The sequence below is a fragment of the Streptomyces sp. NPDC057939 genome (genome assembly GCF_042887545.1).
Lineage (GTDB): Bacteria > Actinomycetota > Actinomycetes > Streptomycetales > Streptomycetaceae > Streptomyces.
This window is the reverse complement of the sequence record NZ_JBHVPG010000022.1, coordinates 70,326-86,796: the sequence shown is the minus strand read 5'-3', so window position 1 is coordinate 86,796 and position 16,471 is coordinate 70,326. Positions and strand designations below refer to the sequence as shown.

Sequence of the window (16,471 nt, the reverse complement as noted above, 5' to 3'; positions counted from 1 at the left end):
GTCCTGCCGCAGGTCACGAGCGGCAGGGAGCACAGCGGGCCGAGCGGGCCCGGCCAGTACATCGGAAGGAACCGTCATGTCAGGTATCGAGGGCAAGGTCATCGCCGTCACGGGGGCGAGCAGCGGCATCGGCGAGGCAACCGCACTCCTGTTGGCCGGTCGAGGCGCTCGGATGGTGCTGGGTGCCCGCCGCACGGAACGGCTGGCAAGGCTGACCGAGCGGATCGAGAAGGCGGGCGGCGAGGCGGTTCACCTTCGGACGGACGTGACCCGGATCGCCGATCTGCGTGCGCTGGTCGCTCTGGCGGGCGAGCGTTTCGGACGGCTGGACGTCCTTGTCGGCAATGCGGGCGTCGGCACCATCTCGCCGTTGGACGACCTGCGCGTCGACGAGTGGGACCACATGGTCGACGTCAACATCAAGGGCGTCCTGAACGGCATCGGCGCGGCCCTCCCCGTGTTCCGCGCCCAGGGCCACGGGCACTTCGTCACGACGGCTTCCACCGCCGCGTACCGCGTCGTCCCCGCCATGGCCGTCTACGCCGGGACGAAGGTCGCCGTACGGGCCATTTGCGAAGGCCTGCGACAGGAGGCCGGGCCGAGCCTGCGGGTCACCACCATCTCGCCCGGCGTGATCTCCACCGACTTCGCCGGGGCGTCGAGCAACGCCCGGGTGCGCGGCGACATCACGCGCATGCGCGACGAGGTCGGCATCGAACCCGCCTCGGTGGCGCGGGCCGTCGCCTACGCGATCGATCAACCGGCGGACGTGGACGTCAACGAGATCGTGGTCCGACCGACCGCACAGAGCTGATCCGCGGTCGGGCCGACCGCGCGGAGCTGACCCGCGGGGCGTGCCGGCGCGACGGCGTCGGTGAAGTCGACCGCCTACCGAGGCGACCGGCCGCTCCGGACGGCGTCGGTGGAGTTCCGCATTAGTGGAATTTCCACGTAAGCGGAGTCGACGTACACGGAGCCCACGTCGCGGAGCTCCACGATCCGTCCGGACCGGCAGCGGACCCGACTCCCTCTTTCCGTGGCGTGCCCCACCGCCAGGGCAAGGACCTGGGGGAGGTGCTGGTCCAGGGAGCCCCCAACTGCCCCGATCCCGGTACGGCGGATGCGTGACACCGCGCCTCCGCGCCGATCACGGCTATCGCCCGCCGGGGGCACCAGGGCCGGCGGAGGCTCACCGCTGAACGGCTAGCCGATGCCGACAGCACCCCCGCTCGGCAGCCCTGCTCCATGGCGGCGACCGCCGCCCCCGTGCAGTCAGGGAGGTAGATGCCGTTGAGTTTCCAGTGCCGGATGCTCTGCTGTCGTCTCCGTTTCGATGCCTCCAGCCGAGGCACCGACATTGCTCTCCTCTCAGAGCCTTTGGTGATATCGGAGGTTGGGGCCGGGGCGGTAGCGGCTGAAGGGGGCTGGGCGGTGAGGGCCTTCGATCAGGTTGAGGAGGAAGTCGGTGATGGGGCCTGGAGTTTCGTGCCATTCGCCGTCCTCGGTTTCGATCACGATGCGCCAGTCGGCCGGGTCCGGCTCTTCTGGAAGGAAGTAGTAGAAGGTTCCGTCTTCTTCTCCGCCCCATTCGATGAGGCCGCGGGGCTGAGGTCGGAAGGTGAACGGGTAGCGGTCGGGATCATCGTGGTGGCGGCTTCGCCCTGACATGGGCCAGAGTCGTTCCAGCTCGTCCGGTGTTCCGTCCTCGGGCCGGCCCATGTGGAGGAACCCGTCGAAGGCTCCGGGACCGTACAGGTCGAGGAATGCCTTGTAGTCGGCGGGGAGGAGGAGACCGAGGTGCTCCTCCGCGGCTTCCCAAAGGCGGGGCCGTGCCCAGCCCCAGCACGCTGGTTCGCCGAGCAGTTCCTTCAGTCTTTCCAGGGCGGCTGTCATGTGCTCTCCAGGTTGGCTACGTGGGCAACCCTCACATGGGGGTACGACAGTGTGTAAAGACGGTGGTCCGGGTCCGCGCGGCATCGCCGGTGTTGAGCTGCTGAAACGCGCATGAAGGCGACGTGCTGGTGTGTCGATGAGGGGGGATCGGCTTCAGCCCGGCGTCGGCTTCGTGCTTACTCCGTCGCGGATGTCTTCGTGCGGGTCATGAACGCCCGGGGTTCACCGCTGGATCCCATTGAAGTGGGCGCCCGGCCTTTGGAGGCGGCCTCACTACGTCTGCGTACCGGTCTCCACGCCGCCGGGATGACCGTGCACCACGCCGCTCTACGCGTCTTGCCGTACGGGTGCGGATGAGGCGGTCCGGAGCGCGGGGACGGTGGGTTCGGGCAGGGCGCGGAAGAGGAGCCAGCTCAGGGCGGGCATGGCGATCAGGGGAGTGAGGGCGGCCTTGAGGGAGGTGGTGTCGGCGAGGTGTCCCAGCAGAGGGCTGATGAGGCCGCCGATGCTGACGGTGAGGCCCAGAGTGACACCACCGGCGGTGCCGATGCGCGAGGGCAAGTAGTCCTGGCCGAGGGTTACCTGGAGCGAAAAGGGAACGTACAGGCCGGCCGAGGTGAGGGCCACGAAGAGGAACATGGCCGGGCCGGGCACGCAGATCACTCCGGCGACGGCGATGACGGAGAGCAGGTAGGACCAGCGGCAGACGCGGACGCGGTCGTAACGGTTGGCCAGGGATCCTCCCAGGACCGAGCCGACCGCGCCGCCCAGGAACAGCAGGAACAGGGCGGTGGTCCCCACGGTGGTGCTGTCCTGCACGCGTTGCCGGGCGTAGAGGGAGATGAACGTGCTCAAGCCGATGAAGACGATGGAACGGAAGACGACCGCCAGGGACAGCTTCACGAACGAGGCCACGTCGTCCGCGCTACGGGGCGCCCGGTCCTTCGCCGCGGCGGCCTGCGGGCGGGCGAGCATCCGCAGAACGGGTACGCACAGCGTGACGCCGACGAGCGCCGGGAGGACGAGGACGGGTGTCCGGTGCAGGGAACCTTGCCCGATCACGACCGCCACCATCAGCGGGGCGAGTGCGAAGCCGATGTTGCCGCCGAGGGAGAACCAGCCCATCGCACTGTGACTGCCCGCACTGGCCAGCCGGGCCACGCGGGCGGACTCCGGGTGATAAGCGGCCACGCCGACGCCCGAGATGGCGACGAACAACAAGGTGAGCCCGTAGGAGCCGCTCAATCCGCTCAGCGCGATGCCCACCCCACCCAGCAGGGTGCTGACCGGCAGCAGCCACGGCATCGCCCACCGGTCGGTGGCCCAGCCGAACACCGGCTGGGCCACCGATGACAGCAGGGACGCTGCCAGCACGATGCCGGAGGCGACCGCGTACGTGTAGTCCCGTTCGGCCACGAAGAACGGGATCAGCGCCGCAACGGCGCCCTGGTAGATGTCAACGCAAGCATGGCTCACGGCCAGCAGGGAGATCGATGTGTTCCTTCGCATTCACCCCATGCTGCGAGAGACATGACGTGTCGCGCTTTCGATAAACTGACAGCTGATGCAGAAAATCCGCCACGAATCCGTTGCGCCGACCCGAACCCAGCGTCTGGCGTCCGGCGGCGAGATCGACGCGCACCGGCACGACGATCACCAGGTCGTCTACGCCGGCCGGGGCACCATCGCGGTGACCACCGACGCCGGTTCCTGGATCGCCCCCGCCACCCGCGCACTCTGGATCCCTGCCGGCACCGTCCACCAGCATCAGGCGCACGGCGAACTCGACCTCCACCTCGTCGGCCTGCCCACCACCGAGAACCCCCTCGGCCTCGACGAACCGGCCGTCCTCAGCGTCAGCCCCCTCCTGCGCGAACTCATCGTCGCCTACACCCGCGACCCCGACAACGACAGCCCACCCCACCTGCGGCTGCGCGCCGTCATGCTCGACCAGCTCGCCCTCTCCCCGGAACAACCCCTGCACCTGCCGATCCCCACCGACCCGCTGCTGCGCGAACTCCACGACATCCTGCGCGCCGACCCGGCCGACAACCGCTCCCTGGACGACCTGGGACGCCGGATCGGAACCAGCGCGCGCACCGTTTCGCGCCGCTTGCGCGACGACCTCGGCCTCACCTACCCGCAGTGGCGCACGCAGATCAGGCTCCACCACGCCCTGATCCTCCTGGCCGACGAGACGCCCGTGACGGCGGTTGCCCACCGCTGCGGCTGGTCATCCGCCAGTACCTTCATCGACGTCTTTCGCCGCACCTTCGGCCACACCCCCGGCACCCGACCCACCATCTGACGCAGGAACCGGCCGCCGCAATGCAGCGACCAAGCAGGCTGAAACTCGTGTGCTGGGCAGAAGAGCGCCGAGCTTTCACGGTTCGGGCAACATGGCGCGGCCCGGGAGGCTACGGTTGCGTCAGCGAGTCCGGGTCCAACCGTTGGTCTTCCAGTGAAGCCTTCCAAGGATCCAGGCTGCTGGTGGACCGCGCGGGATCCGGATGTCCTGCGTGCGTCGTCAGTGGGCCCGAGGATGCGCAGCTCAATAGGCATGGCCATGCCTCATGCAAACGTTCCGAACAGCTTAGAGATCACCAACAACACCTGAGTCTCCAATCACCGGCACGGGAACTCGGTTCAGCCACGCGATGTGGCCGAACTGAGCAGATCCGCGCAGTTCGGCCCTGCATACAAGGGGAGTCGAACGGTGGAATCAGAAATCGTTCTTTGGGTCCTGGCCTGGTCCGGTGCTGCAACGATCGCGGTCTGGGTTGCCCGGGAGTTCTTGACCCAGCTACTGCCACTGATCGACGCCTGGCGCCGGGTGAGGGACGCGGTCCGGCGAGACGACGTTTCCAGCGAGTAGTGGGCGGGCGCCGGGCATCCTGCCCGCCCCGTACAGCGACCTGTGAGTGGCGGAGTTCAAGCGCGGCAAGACTCGGTCGAACGCCGACCCCCGGGCCGCGACCGCCGACCAGAACGGGTTCCGGGAGGGCGCGTACGGCCATGGCCCCCAACCCGTCTGCAACGCAGCCCACCCCTCAGGCCGGCCGGTAGGGGTCAGGACCAGCCGACCGGTGAGCAGCCGAAACGACAGTGGCGACGCGCTGCCCGGCTACGTCGAGCCGGACGTTCGGGCGAGGGCTGCACGCACATACCGACCAGGGGACTGGGGCCGGGCCTTGCACACCATCAGCGAGACGGAGCACGAAGGTCTCCGATCGGACGGGTGGCCCGCCGCACACCGGCGGGCCACCCGAAACCCGTCCCTCCTACCGGACCGTCCCGTGCCGGGTACGGACGCTCTCCCCGGCCTGCACCCTTCTCGCCGCACGCCCACCGCCGGAAGTGGCGCGGGCGTACGACGTCCTGCGCCGCCTTCGGGCGTCGTCAGTAGGCGATCCTGCCGAAGAGGTGGTTGGCAGGGGCGTGCGGGTCGTTGCCGTAGAAGAACTCCGTGAGTGCTTGGTGGAATTCAGCTCGGTCCAGCGCACCGGAGCCGTCCCGGTCCAAGGCGCCGAAGACCGCGGCGCAGTCGTCACCCGGGACGGCGGCGACGCAGTCGAACATCTGCTGGAACTCCGCCTGGTCGATCTTGCCGTCCGCGTTGAGATCGACGAGGTCGAAGAAGCAGTTGGTCACCGGCGCGATCTGTTCCGGGTAAAGGGCCGGGTCGGTCAGGACCCGCTTGAATCCGTCGGTCATCTCGCGTAGATCGACCTTCCCGTCACCGTCCTGGTCCATGGGGGCGATCACGTTCGTCCAGAACCCGTCCATCCCCTCGGTGAGCCGGCGAGCCGTCCCTGAGTCGGGCGTGGTGCCGCGGGCGGCGATGTAGCGTTCGCTCATCATGCGGACGTCCTGCTGGATGATGAACCCGTCGCCGTCGACGTCGGCGCCCTTGAACCACTGGCCGTACTTGAGGTCTTGAAGTGCAGTCACGACTGCGTACGGTATTCATACGGTTACGCAAGCGCAAACGTGCATGCTGTGGGAGAGCCGCGGGGCGGCCAGGGTCGGCTGCTACCCACGTGGCGATGGAGGGCCCCGGAAACAGGCGACCCGAAGGCGCCGGAGGCGTTCGTGTCAGGGTTCGAGGCTGGGTGGTGCAAAGGCGAGCACCTCAGGAGGCGGGTCGGCGTACGGCTCGACCTCGACCAGCGCGCTCAGAGCACTCGGCCCTTGGGACAGGCGCGAGCACGGCCGATCCGCCGTCAGAACGTTCGGATTGCCATGGCGATCGATCGTCCCGCTCAGGCCCGGCCGGACCGGATCCCACCATGCTCCCGTGGACAGCTGTACGACGCCCGGCATGACGTCGTCCGACAGGACCGCGCCCGCCAGACAACTTCCCCGGTCGTTGTGGACGCGTACGACCATGCCGTCCTCGATGCCGCGCGACGCCGCATCCGATGGATTGAGGGTGATGGGTTCACGACCTCGAATCTTTGAACTCAGGCTGTGACCACCGTTGTCGTACTGACTGTGCAGCCGCGAGGCGGGCTGATTCGAGATCAAATGCAGCGGGAATCGGTCAGCCAGTTCAGCGTGAAGCCACTCCACCGGTTCGAACCACGTCGGATGCCCGGCGCAGTCGTCGTAGCCGAACGAGTCGATCTCCTCCGAGAAGATCTCGATCCGGCCCGACGGCGTCGGGATGGGGAAGCGCCGCGGATCCGATCGGAGCGCCTCGAGGCTGCCGGGAAACGGTCCGGTCAGCGCCGGCAGCTCAGCGGTGGAACGCCGCCAGAAGTCGTCGAACCCCGGCAAGGCGGCGGCTTCGTCGCCGAGTCCGGCCCTCGTCTGCTCGTAAAGGTGCCGCACCCATTCGATCTCGGAACGTGACTGTGTGAACTCCTGCCCGTATCCGAGCCGGGAGGCCAAGGCGGCGAAGATGTCGTGGTCGGTGCGCGACTCGCCCTCCGGCTCGCGCACCTTCGGCATCGCGACGAGGTGGGGGTCGGAGAATCCGGCGGCGAAGTCGTCGCGCTCCAAGCTCGTGGCGACGGGCAGGACGATGTCCGCGAACTTGGCCGTGGTGTTCCACCAGGCCTCGTGAACCACCACCGTGTCGGGCCGCTGCCAGGCTCGGCTCAACCGATGCAGGTCCTGGTGATGGTGGAACGGGTTCCCTCCGCACCAGTACACGAGGCGCAGCTCGGGCAAGGTGAGGCGCCGGCCGTCATAGTCGATGGTCTTCCCCGGATGCAGCAGGGTGTCGGCGATCCTCGCGACCGGGATGAAATCCGGAACGGGGTTGGAAACCTCGGGAATCGACGCCACGGAGGGGCGGCCCGGGGCAACGCCGGTCGCGTCCATCGTCGCGTAACCCGCTCCCCAGCCGCAGCCACGCCGACCCATCGAGCCGGCCATGGCGGCCAGCACGACGGACATCCAGATCGGTTGTTCGCCGTGGTCCGCCCGTTGCACCGCGTAGTTGACCATGATGAGCGAGCGCTGGGAGGCGAGGCGGCGAGCGAGGTCGGTGATCGTATCGCGGCTGATGCCCGTGATCCCCGCTGCCCAGACGGCGTCCTTGGGAACCCCGTCGAGCTCGCCGACCAGATAGGAGGCGAAGCGGTCGAACCCGACGCAGCACCGGCGGAGGAAGTCCTCGTCGTGCCACCCGTTGACCAGCATCGTGTGGGCGATCCCGAGCATCGCGGCGGTGTCGGTGTTGGGGATGACGGGCAGCCACTCGGCGTCGAGGAAGGCGGCCGCGTCGCTGCGGATGGGACTGACGTTCACGAACCGCACCCCGGCCTCACGGCACCGGCGCTGCAGGTCCTGCGTCCGGTGCCGGGCCAGCCCACCGGGGTTGATCTGGCTGTTCTTGAGGGCCAGCCCACCGAACGCGACCACGAGCTCACAGTTCTCGGCGATCTCGTCCCACATCGGCATCCGTGACTGGTAGCTCCACGGATGCCCGCCGATCACATGGGGGAGGATGACCTCCAAAGCCGCGGTGCTGTACGTGTTGCGCGAGTCGGTGTATCCCCCTCCCAACGCCAGGAATCGATGGAGTTGCCCCTGCGCGTTGTGGAAGGCGCCCGCACTCGCCCAGCCGTAGGAACCGCCGAACACCGCACTGTCCCCGTGCCGCGAACGCACCCGCCGAAGTTCGTCACCGACCAGCGTGAGTGCGTCGTCCCAGGTGACTTCCACGAAGGCGTCCGTGCCTCTGGCCGTGTCATGGGCGCGGGGCAGGCCCTTCAACCAGCCCTTGCGCACCGCCGGGCGTAAGACGCGCGCGCTGTCGTCGGCGGCCGTCACCATCCCGGGGCCGATGGGGGACGGTGCGGGGTCATCGTCCCTCGGCTCGAGGCGCACCAACCGACCGGAATCGACCACCGCGACAAAACTGCCCCAGTGCGTCGCGACCGACATGCGTCGTTCCACCATGCGTCAACTCCACCCCGGAAGATTCCCGCCCCTGCATCCGTACAGCGGCTGCTGCCCACCTCACAGGGTCCCGTTCAGCCGATGTTCCGCAGGACAGAACTTCCCCAGGGGCCTGCCGGTCAATCCCCGCCCGTCAGTGCTTCGGCGCCGACGCAGGGCGCGTGGAGGCTAGCTTCCACGGGCGTTGCGGCAAGCGGCGACCAGGGACCGGTGCGGGCCCTCGACAGGGCCGGTCCGGCCGACGTGTGCATCGCGAGCCCGCCTCGTCACCGGCGGGCCGGCCTCCGGGCCATCGGCGCGCGGGAGCGCACCGGCCGCCGTCGCTGGGTCTGACGTGAGGTCGCTCGCCCGCAGAATGGCCGCTCGATCGCTGGTTGTAGGCTGCGCGCGTCATGTTGGTCCTGGTTCGCGGCTTCGGCCCACAGCTCGGCGAGTTCAGACCGGTCGGAGACCACGTGGCCCAGGGCGTCGAAGGCGAGGCGTCGAAGGTCCGCAGCCAATGCCGGTAGGGCTCTGAGGGGCCGTGGTTCGGACAGGCCGCATCGCCGTCAGGCTGCCGGCGGCGACCAGGGCTGTGGCGGCCGCTGCACGCTCGCCGTCGTGGATGCCCGGGAAGTCCGTGTGCCCCGGCGGCGCGTTTGAGCACGCACCGGATCAGACCTTCACGTTCGTTGACTGCCACCTCGTCCAGGTCGCCGACGAGGTCGGCGGCGGTGTCATTGCCGAAGGGGCCGACGTCCCAGGTATGTGTTTCTCTCCTTGCGTGGCTGCATGGGAATCGTCGCATCGGCCGCTGACAGCGAGGTGTGCATGCTGGGCAGGCCATGGGCTCGAACCGTGGCGGTCCACTCTGGGAGCCCTTCCCCACCCTGCAAGGGGGTGACCGTCTGTCCGAGAAACCCGACGTGCCCGGCGCGGGCCTCCCGCTCGGCGCGGTGGGCCAAAATGCGCCTCAGGTTCAGTCGTTTCCTCTCCGGCAGGTCGTCTGGGCGTCGGGACGGTCAACCTCCCGGATCGCACCCCGATACGGACGAGCTTTTGCGGAGCATCCCGGGGAACCCGGGAGAAGGCTGAAACGTTTAGCGTGTAATGATCACGACACTGGGCAGTGGCGGTTCATGTCGGACTGTTACAGTGCAGTCCTCCAGAAGCGGCTTGACGTAGATGGATTCTTGTTCATCGGGCGAGACCAATTGTGCGGGGAGTGAGCGATGCATTGTAAGAATGTCTTCGTGCTCTGCGCTGCCCTTGCTGCCTTCTTGGTCGTTTCTGTTTTCACTCTGGGGTTCTTGACCCCGACTCCGCAGACCGCTGAAGCGTCCGGCGGTTCAGCGGCTGCTTCGGCCTTCGGGTGGCAAGACCTTGCTCCTGAAGCACCAACGGACGAGGAAGACGGTGCTCCGGCCCTGAGGCATCGGGCCTCGGACGCCGATGCCTCTCCGGCCTCCCCGCCTTCTCGCGTTGCCGCGGTTGTGCAGGTCTCGCTCGATCGAACGGACCGGGTTCCGGCCTGCTCCCAAGCCGTCGACATGGCGGCCTCCGCTCCTGCTGTTGAGCAAGTTCGTCGCTGCTGAGGGATGAGCGGGCTCCGGAACTTCGGCCGGTCGGCCGGAATGCCGCCGCCCTGCGACAGGACGGACGGCTGCGCGCAATGACCTCCGGCGAGCGCAGTCCATCCATTCCTCAGGCGCTTTCGCTTCCGTTATCCCTCGTCGTTCGTCGACGGGCTCCGGACGGGTAATACGTCTACGCGATCAGAGCGGGTACGGCGCTTCTCGCCTACCTTCTCCCGGAATATCAGTGTGCCGGATTTGTGCAGTCCGCTTGCTGTGCAGGGGCGTCCCACTTTCTCACCCTCGGGATGGTGGAGTGAGCGACGTCCCGGTCTACGGCCTCTTCCAGGCGATGCTGCTGACCCCAGGGGTGTCCCGCTCAGGCGCCGCCACCAGTAGCAGTCTCCTGTTGCGCTGCGCCCGGGAAGCAGTCGTCCGCCACTCCTTGTTCCTGGCGATCGCGAAAAAAGAACCCAGCGCGCCGATATTTCCCGGCGCAGGCGCAGGTCGCACACGCGGCCACCTGATTCCCCATTGAACAGGAGAGCAAATGGCATCGGATCCGACCGGTCCTGCAGGTGGGATTGCCGGCTGGGCCACAAGTCTCGTGGAAACCATGGGCGGGCCCGGCGCGGGTCTCGCCATCGCCTTGGAGAACCTGTTCCCACCCCTCCCCAGCGAGGTCATCCTCCCCCTGACCGGCTTCGCCGTGGGCCAAGGCGCACTGAGCCTGCCGTCCGCATTGTTCTGGACCACAACGGGTTCCGTGACGGGCGCCCTCGCCCTCTATCAGATCGGACGGCTCTTCGGCAGGGAGCGCATGCACGCGCTCTGGGCGCGTTTGCCCCTGGTGAAGCCGGCTGACCTGGAGAAGACCGAACGCTGGTTCGCCAAACACGGCAACAAGGCCGTGTTCTTCGGCCGTATGATCCCGCTGTTCCGAAGCCTCATCAGTGTTCCCGCCGGCCTCGAACGCATGTCTCTACCTCTATTCCTGACCCTCACCGCGCTGGGCAGCTTCGTCTGGAATTTCTGCCTCATCATGGCCGGAAACATTCTGGGGGCCCAGTGGGAGATGGTCGAGCAGTACATCGGAGTTCTCTCGAAGGTCGTCCTCTCGCTCGCCGTCCTGAGCCTGGTCCTCTTCATCACCCGGAAAATCAGGAGCCGCCGAGTTCCACCCGCGAACGTTTCCCCAACGTCTCGGGATTTCGATGGTTGATGGACAGGACCGGGTCGGGAAGTGTCAGGGGCGCCAGGCTCGTGGCCGGTTGTCCAGCAGGCATGCGGGAGTGGACGACGCACGGGCACGCCAGTCGGCCCAAGGCGTCAGCACGCAAGGTGGCCTCGGCCGCGACGCCCGTGCCTCGGCCATTTCGGCATGGGTGGCCGATCCGCCGGCACGGACCGCGCTGATCCTGCTCGCAGGTGCTGCAGCCTTGATGGCCACTGCCGCATATGGCGCCGGACCTCTGCTTCGCCTCGACCGGTCCCTTGCCGTGCAGCTGCACCAACTCGCACTGGACCATCCGTCCTGGACCCGGGCGAACCGAATCCTGACGGACTGGGCGTGGGACCCGTGGACCGTGCGTGCGCTGATCGTCGGCGCGTCCGTGGCGCTGTGGGTCCGAGGCCGGCGGCTGCCGGCGATCTGGATCGCGGGGACCTGCGCAACGGAATGGGCGGTACGTGCCGTACTGCGCCGGCTCATCGGCCGTCCGCGGCCTGTGTGGGAGGAGCCGGTGGACTCGGCAGCCTTCGCCTCCATGCCTTCCGGTCACGCGATGACGATGGCTGCGGGCAGCGTGCTGCTGCTGTGGCTGATCCGTCGGAGTAGGCCGGCACCCCTGTTGTGGATCCTGGCCGTCGTGACCGCGACGATGTCCGTGGCAGGGGTTTGCTTCACACGGATGTTCCTGGGCGTGCACTGGCCCTCCGACACAGTGGCCGGGGTCCTGCTCGGGTCCGGACTGAGCATGGCCTCACTGGCCGGGTTGAAGATCGCGGACTGTGCCCGTCGCACAACAGCAGCACGGGAACCGTGAAATCCAGTCAGGAACCGTCCCCCCGGCACTCCGTCCTGATCCCGCTGGGAGGCCTGGGCACCAGGGGAGCGATGGCTGGAGAACACTGGGCCGCGGGGGCGAGAACCCGCTTGAGGTCCACGCCCTGGCCTCGCATCCCGCGTGGTGCGCGGTGTATTCCGCTCCGAGATCGCAGACGCGTTCGTTTGGCGTCCCCCTGCCAGGCGCACAAGCCTCGACCCGGTCGCGAAGGCTCGGCCCGTCTGATCACCGCCCCACGCTGCTGTGACGCCCGCACCAGGGCGGTTGACGACTTTGCGTAGGGCCGAGGGGACAGTCTCCGCGTTCGTCGTGGCGATGACGTTGGCGTTGGCAGGCCACTGCCCCCCTGGGAAAGCGTGCACGGCCGAGAAGGCTCCGGAGGGGCCCCAGAGGTAGCCGGCGCCCCGCCCGGGGACCACCTGCCAGCCGGGCTCGTCCAGCCGGACGCGGTCGCCAGAGGGCGTATCGCGTGCGGAGGTGTCGGCGTCGGGACGCGGTCCGAGCCGGTCAGGTCCGTGGTGCTTCGGTCGATGTCGCTGGACGACGTCAGGGCCGCTCGCCCGTAGGCGGGACGGCCCTGACGTCTCTTGGTCCTCTCCTGTCGGGCGTTGCCTGCGCAGTGATGGCCGCGGTGGCGTGGAGGGGTTGTGTCCTGCGAGCCATGAAGGGCTCAGGTGATGCCGGAGCTCGCGGACCGTCGCTGCCCCGCCGCTGCTGCGCGCACCGGTCAGGACCGGTGAGGGGGCCTGCTACTTCCGCATGCTGTCTTCGTCTTCGTGGCCGTAGTCGTCGTCGCGGCCGTGGTTGGGCTTGTCGCCGTGGTGGTGGCCGGGCTTGCCGTGGCCGGGCTCGTCGCAGTCCTCGGTCTTGTTGACCTTGATGGTGACGGTGCAGGCGCGGGAAGTGGCGCAGGTGCCACCCGGGGCGGTGGGGGCGGCGGCGTTGACCAGGCGCCGGTCGCCGGTGTCGGGGGCGTTGACCTTCACCTTGTAGGTGACGGTGGCCGTGGCGCCGGGCGCCAGGGTACCGGTCCACGTCAGTGTCTCGTCGGCGACGGTCGCCGATCCGGTGGTGGAGGTGACCGAACCCGGGACGAGGGCGGCGTCGTCCAGGACGTCGCTGAGGTCGTCCGTGAAATTGCCGCTCGCGGCGGTGGTGCCGGTGTTCTTGACGGTGACCTTGTAGGTGATGGTGTCACCCTCGTCGACTGCTCGTCCCGGCTTCGCCGTCTTGGCGATGGTGTAGGCGGGCGTGACGCAGGTCCCGGCGTCCTGGGTGGAGGTGGCGCCGTAGAAGCCGCGGCCGGTCGCCTCGACCGTCGTCACCGGCAGCACCGCGGTCGAAGCGGTGGTGGGCAGACTGTTCAGCAGGTTGATGTCGCCGTTGGAGGCGAACGCGTAGACGCTCCCGGCGGACTTGGCGGCACCGAAGGTCTGGGGGACCGTGCCGATCTGGATGATGGTGTTGTCGGGGCGGATGCGGAACACCGGGGACGGGCTCGTGGAGCTCGCGGCACCGAAGGCCAGGATGTCGCCGTCGTCCAGCGTGATGAAGTCACCCGCCGAGACGACGCCGGCCGGGAAGGAGACGGGGAACAGCGTGGAGACGCCCGTGGTGGGGTCGATCAGGAAGATCTGGCTCGTGTTGAACGAGCCTGCGATCAGCGTTCCGTCCGCGCGGGAGGTCAGACCGTTGACGGCGGGCACCGAGGTGACCGCGGCGAGAGGTCCGGTGATCGGCGCGCTCGCCGTCTCCCCTCCGGTGACGGGGTTGATGGCGTAGAGGGTGGTCGAGCCCGCGGTTCCGGGGAAGTCGACTCCGTAGAGGGTCGACCCGTTGGGGCTGAACGCGATGTCGCCGTAGTCGCGGACGAGCGGAGCGGTGCTGAGGGTGTTGCCCGTGGTGTCGTACTGGATGAGGTTGCGAGCGCCTCCGCCGGTGTTCGCCCACAGCGTCGTGGGCGGGCACACCGCGCGCGCCTTGGCGGCGGCGGTACCGGTGGCGGTCGAGGCCGCACCCGTGCCGGCCTGCGCGAGACCTGCGGGACCCGTCACGGCCAGGACGAGGCCGATCGCAGCACCCGTCAGCACCCGTCGGAGGGCGGGCCGGCGGTGGTTCACCATGGAGTCTCCTCGCTTCTTCCGGCTCCCGTAGGAACCCGGATCGCGCTGCACCGTCGGCCTGGATTCAGCGACGGTCGTATCGATGGCCGGAACCGCTCCGGACGCATGCCACCATCCCCACGGACCCCCGAAGCCGCCACACGGGGAGAGCCGAATCACTCCGTCCGGGGCATGGTCGCCACCCGGACAGACTGCCGACCGGACCTCGGTCCGCCCCACCCTCCGGAGTCGTGGGCCTCCGACGCGCCGCCCTCGACCGCCACCGTCCTCATGACATGCGACCGTGCCGAGCGGCTGCCCGGCGCCGACGCGGTGACACCGGCGAACCGGGATCGCAGCGGCACACGAAGGTGTGGATTCGGACCCACGAGCGCCACGTGCGTCGCGCCCTGTTCCTCTTCGAGGACTTCATTCGTACGGACCGACAATCCGGCTACGCAGGGAACGCCGGCGTGGCCGCAGGTATCGAACGGTCCACCTCGACCGGGACCGATACCACCTCGATGGCACTGGACAGATCTCTGGAAACAACCCGCTCGCGCCGGCACGGGACCTGACCGGGCTCAATGCCCCGTCAGGCATCGTCGTGGAATCAGAGCGCATCAGGCGTTACCTCGCGACAGACCCGCAGGGGGAGCCATCGGTGCGGCCAAGCAGCGCTCGGCGCTCGTTACGCACTACCCGGCCTGGGCTCCGATCCGGCCGAGCCGGAAGTCGATGGAGCGAGCGTGAGGCCGCCCGACCCATGCTGCTCCCGAACCGGGGAACCCGGTGCATCCGGGGCCGGCCGGCCAGGGGCAAGTCACCGCATCTCGTCGAGGTTCCTCCAGGGCAGCTGTGACGTGCACTCATGGATCTCAATGCGCACATCGGATCCAAGGTCTGGTGGCACGAGAGGGGGGTCTTCAAGATTCGGCGGCCAACTCGCCACCGAGCCACTCCTTTCAGAAGCCGTTCCTACCCCCCTTTCCTGACACAAGAACCGCACCACCAGTGACTGGTGACGGCCCATTTCCGAGCAACTGAACTGCGCTGCTTGTCGTTCCTCGGCTTGCGCGGGGAGTTTTCGGCGATGCCACCCCTGCATGTTGTTCGGGTTCTTACTGTTGCCAAGGTCGCGGGTGGCCGGCCCCGGACTGGTGGTCGGTCAACCTGGCCAATAAGAGCGGGGGTTGGGCCGAGCCCGTCATCATGATGCCAAGGCACTTTCGTGACGGGCGCAGGGTCTTCAGCACGGTCGCGCGGTGGCACAGGATGTTGTCCATCGAGGTCGACACCAACTGGCAGGAACCGCACTCCGGGGGAGTCGAAACTCATCCAACTCCCTTCCCTGTTCTGCCCGGTGGACCACGGGTGGGCCAACCCCGGACGGGAGCGGCTCGGGCGGTGCGGGGGCTCGACGGCCCCTCCGACCGCCCCCGCCACCCGGTCACGTATCCACCCGCTCACCACTTCACCGAGGAACCAACATGCTCTCGTCGCTTCGCACGTCCCTGCGCAGAACGTCCTTCGTCGCCGTCCCCCTCGCCCTGGCGACGCTGCTTTCCCCCGCGGCGACCCCCGCCGGCGCCGCCTCCGTCTCCACCTGGGACAAGGTCGCCCAGTGCGAGTCCACCGGCAACTGGAGCTACAACAAGCCCGGCCACCCCCACTTCGGTGGGCTGCAGTTCCTGAAGTCGACCTGGGACGCCTTCGGCGGCCGGCAGTACGCGGCGTACCCGCACCAGGCGACCAAGGAGCAGCAGATCCGCATAGCCGAGAAGGTCCTGGCCACGCAGGGCCAGGGAGCCTGGCCGACCTGCGGCCCGGCCGCCGGTCTGGCTGCGGATCCGGCTGATCCGTACCCGGACGAGCCTCCCGCGCCGCAGTCGAAGATGACCAACCTGACGCAGGTCGGTGACCTCACGGGCGACGGAGTGAACGACCTGATCGCCGTCGAGGCCAAGAGCGGCGACTTGTACCGGTACTCCGGTCCCGCCTACGGAGGCGGCTCACGCGTGAAGCTCGGGTACGGCTGGAACACGATGGACAGCATCACCGGCGTCGGCGACCTCACCGGGGATGGAGTGGCCGACATCCTCGCGGTCGACGCGTCCAACGGGAACCTCTACCGCTACTCCGGCCCGAACTACAAGGGCGCCACCAAGGTTCAGATCGGGTCCAACTGGGACTCCATGACCAACATCGTCGGAGTCGGCGACCTGACGGGCAACGGCAGCCCGGACCTGCTCGCGGTCGAGAAGGCAACCGGCGACCTGTACCGCTACTCAGGACCTTCCTACACCGGCGGCTCGCGCCTCAAGATCGGCACCGGCTGGAACGCGATGAGCAGCATCACCGGCGTCGGCGACCTCACCGGGGATGGAGTGGCCGACATCCTCGCGGTCGACGCGTCCAACGGGAACCTCTACCGCTACTCCGGCCC

12 protein-coding genes and 1 pseudogene are annotated in these 16,471 nt (G+C 68.2%); 6 read left to right on the top strand and 7 right to left on the bottom strand.

Translation table 11 applies throughout. The annotated features are described in order from the left end of the window. Positions 1–76: 76 nt before the first annotated feature. The gene (locus ACFVS6_RS23550) at positions 77–814 is read left to right on the top strand and encodes an SDR family oxidoreductase (RefSeq protein WP_389706558.1); all 738 of its coding nucleotides are present in this window, start codon (positions 77–79) and stop codon (positions 812–814) included. A 554-nt stretch (positions 815–1,368) separates the two neighbouring features. On the opposite strand, the gene ACFVS6_RS23545 is transcribed toward ACFVS6_RS23550, so the two are convergent. Both ACFVS6_RS23545 and ACFVS6_RS23540 read right to left on the bottom strand, forming a co-directional pair. Then, on the bottom strand, positions 1,369–1,893 hold the full coding sequence (locus ACFVS6_RS23545; RefSeq protein ID WP_389706557.1) for an SMI1/KNR4 family protein: 525 nt from the start codon (positions 1,891–1,893) through the stop codon (positions 1,369–1,371). A gap of 327 nt (positions 1,894–2,220) precedes the next feature. Next, complete coding sequence (locus tag ACFVS6_RS23540) at positions 2,221–3,402, bottom strand: MFS transporter (RefSeq protein WP_389706555.1); 1,182 nt, start codon at positions 3,400–3,402, stop codon at positions 2,221–2,223. A 55-nt stretch (positions 3,403–3,457) separates the two neighbouring features. Between ACFVS6_RS23540 and ACFVS6_RS23535 the strand changes: the two genes are divergently transcribed. Continuing rightward, the gene (locus ACFVS6_RS23535; RefSeq protein ID WP_389706553.1) at positions 3,458–4,201 is read left to right on the top strand and encodes an AraC family transcriptional regulator; all 744 of its coding nucleotides are present in this window, start codon (positions 3,458–3,460) and stop codon (positions 4,199–4,201) included. 1,091 nt (positions 4,202–5,292) lie between these two features. Here ACFVS6_RS23535 and ACFVS6_RS23530 read toward each other — a convergent pair. The 4 genes and pseudogenes from ACFVS6_RS23530 to ACFVS6_RS23515 all read right to left on the bottom strand — a co-directional run. Next, positions 5,293–5,844, bottom strand: coding sequence for an EF-hand domain-containing protein (locus tag ACFVS6_RS23530; protein WP_389706551.1), 552 nt, complete (start codon positions 5,842–5,844; stop codon positions 5,293–5,295). A gap of 144 nt (positions 5,845–5,988) precedes the next feature. Continuing rightward, a complete protein-coding gene (locus ACFVS6_RS23525) occupies positions 5,989–8,304 on the bottom strand; it encodes a molybdopterin-dependent oxidoreductase (protein WP_389706549.1) in 2,316 nt (771 codons plus the stop codon). Between the two features lie 266 nt (positions 8,305–8,570). Next, complete coding sequence (locus tag ACFVS6_RS23520) at positions 8,571–8,804, bottom strand: DUF4259 domain-containing protein (RefSeq protein ID WP_389706547.1); 234 nt, start codon at positions 8,802–8,804, stop codon at positions 8,571–8,573. 140 nt (positions 8,805–8,944) lie between these two features. After that, positions 8,945–9,091: pseudogene (locus tag ACFVS6_RS23515) on the bottom strand (DUF4259 domain-containing protein); the annotation flags it as partial. A 1,013-nt stretch (positions 9,092–10,104) separates the two neighbouring features. On the opposite strand from ACFVS6_RS23515, the gene ACFVS6_RS23510 reads away from it, so the two are divergent. The 3 genes from ACFVS6_RS23510 (at position 10,105) to ACFVS6_RS23500 (ending at position 11,902) form a co-directional block, all read left to right on the top strand. Continuing rightward, on the top strand, positions 10,105–10,395 hold the full coding sequence (locus ACFVS6_RS23510) for an undecaprenyl-diphosphate phosphatase (protein WP_389706545.1): 291 nt from the start codon (positions 10,105–10,107) through the stop codon (positions 10,393–10,395). Positions 10,396–10,407: 12 nt separating this feature from the next. Next, complete coding sequence (locus ACFVS6_RS23505) at positions 10,408–11,079, top strand: DedA family protein (protein ID WP_389706543.1); 672 nt, start codon at positions 10,408–10,410, stop codon at positions 11,077–11,079. 220 nt (positions 11,080–11,299) lie between these two features. After that, on the top strand, positions 11,300–11,902 hold the full coding sequence (locus ACFVS6_RS23500) for a phosphatase PAP2 family protein (protein ID WP_389706541.1): 603 nt from the start codon (positions 11,300–11,302) through the stop codon (positions 11,900–11,902). Between the two features lie 770 nt (positions 11,903–12,672). Here ACFVS6_RS23500 and ACFVS6_RS23495 read toward each other — a convergent pair. After that, complete coding sequence (locus ACFVS6_RS23495; RefSeq protein ID WP_389706539.1) at positions 12,673–14,046, bottom strand: isopeptide-forming domain-containing fimbrial protein; 1,374 nt, start codon at positions 14,044–14,046, stop codon at positions 12,673–12,675. A 1,469-nt stretch (positions 14,047–15,515) separates the two neighbouring features. Between ACFVS6_RS23495 and ACFVS6_RS23490 the strand changes: the two genes are divergently transcribed. Beyond that, a partial coding sequence (locus ACFVS6_RS23490) for a transglycosylase family protein (protein ID WP_389706537.1) occupies positions 15,516–16,471 on the top strand: 956 nt, incomplete at its 3' end.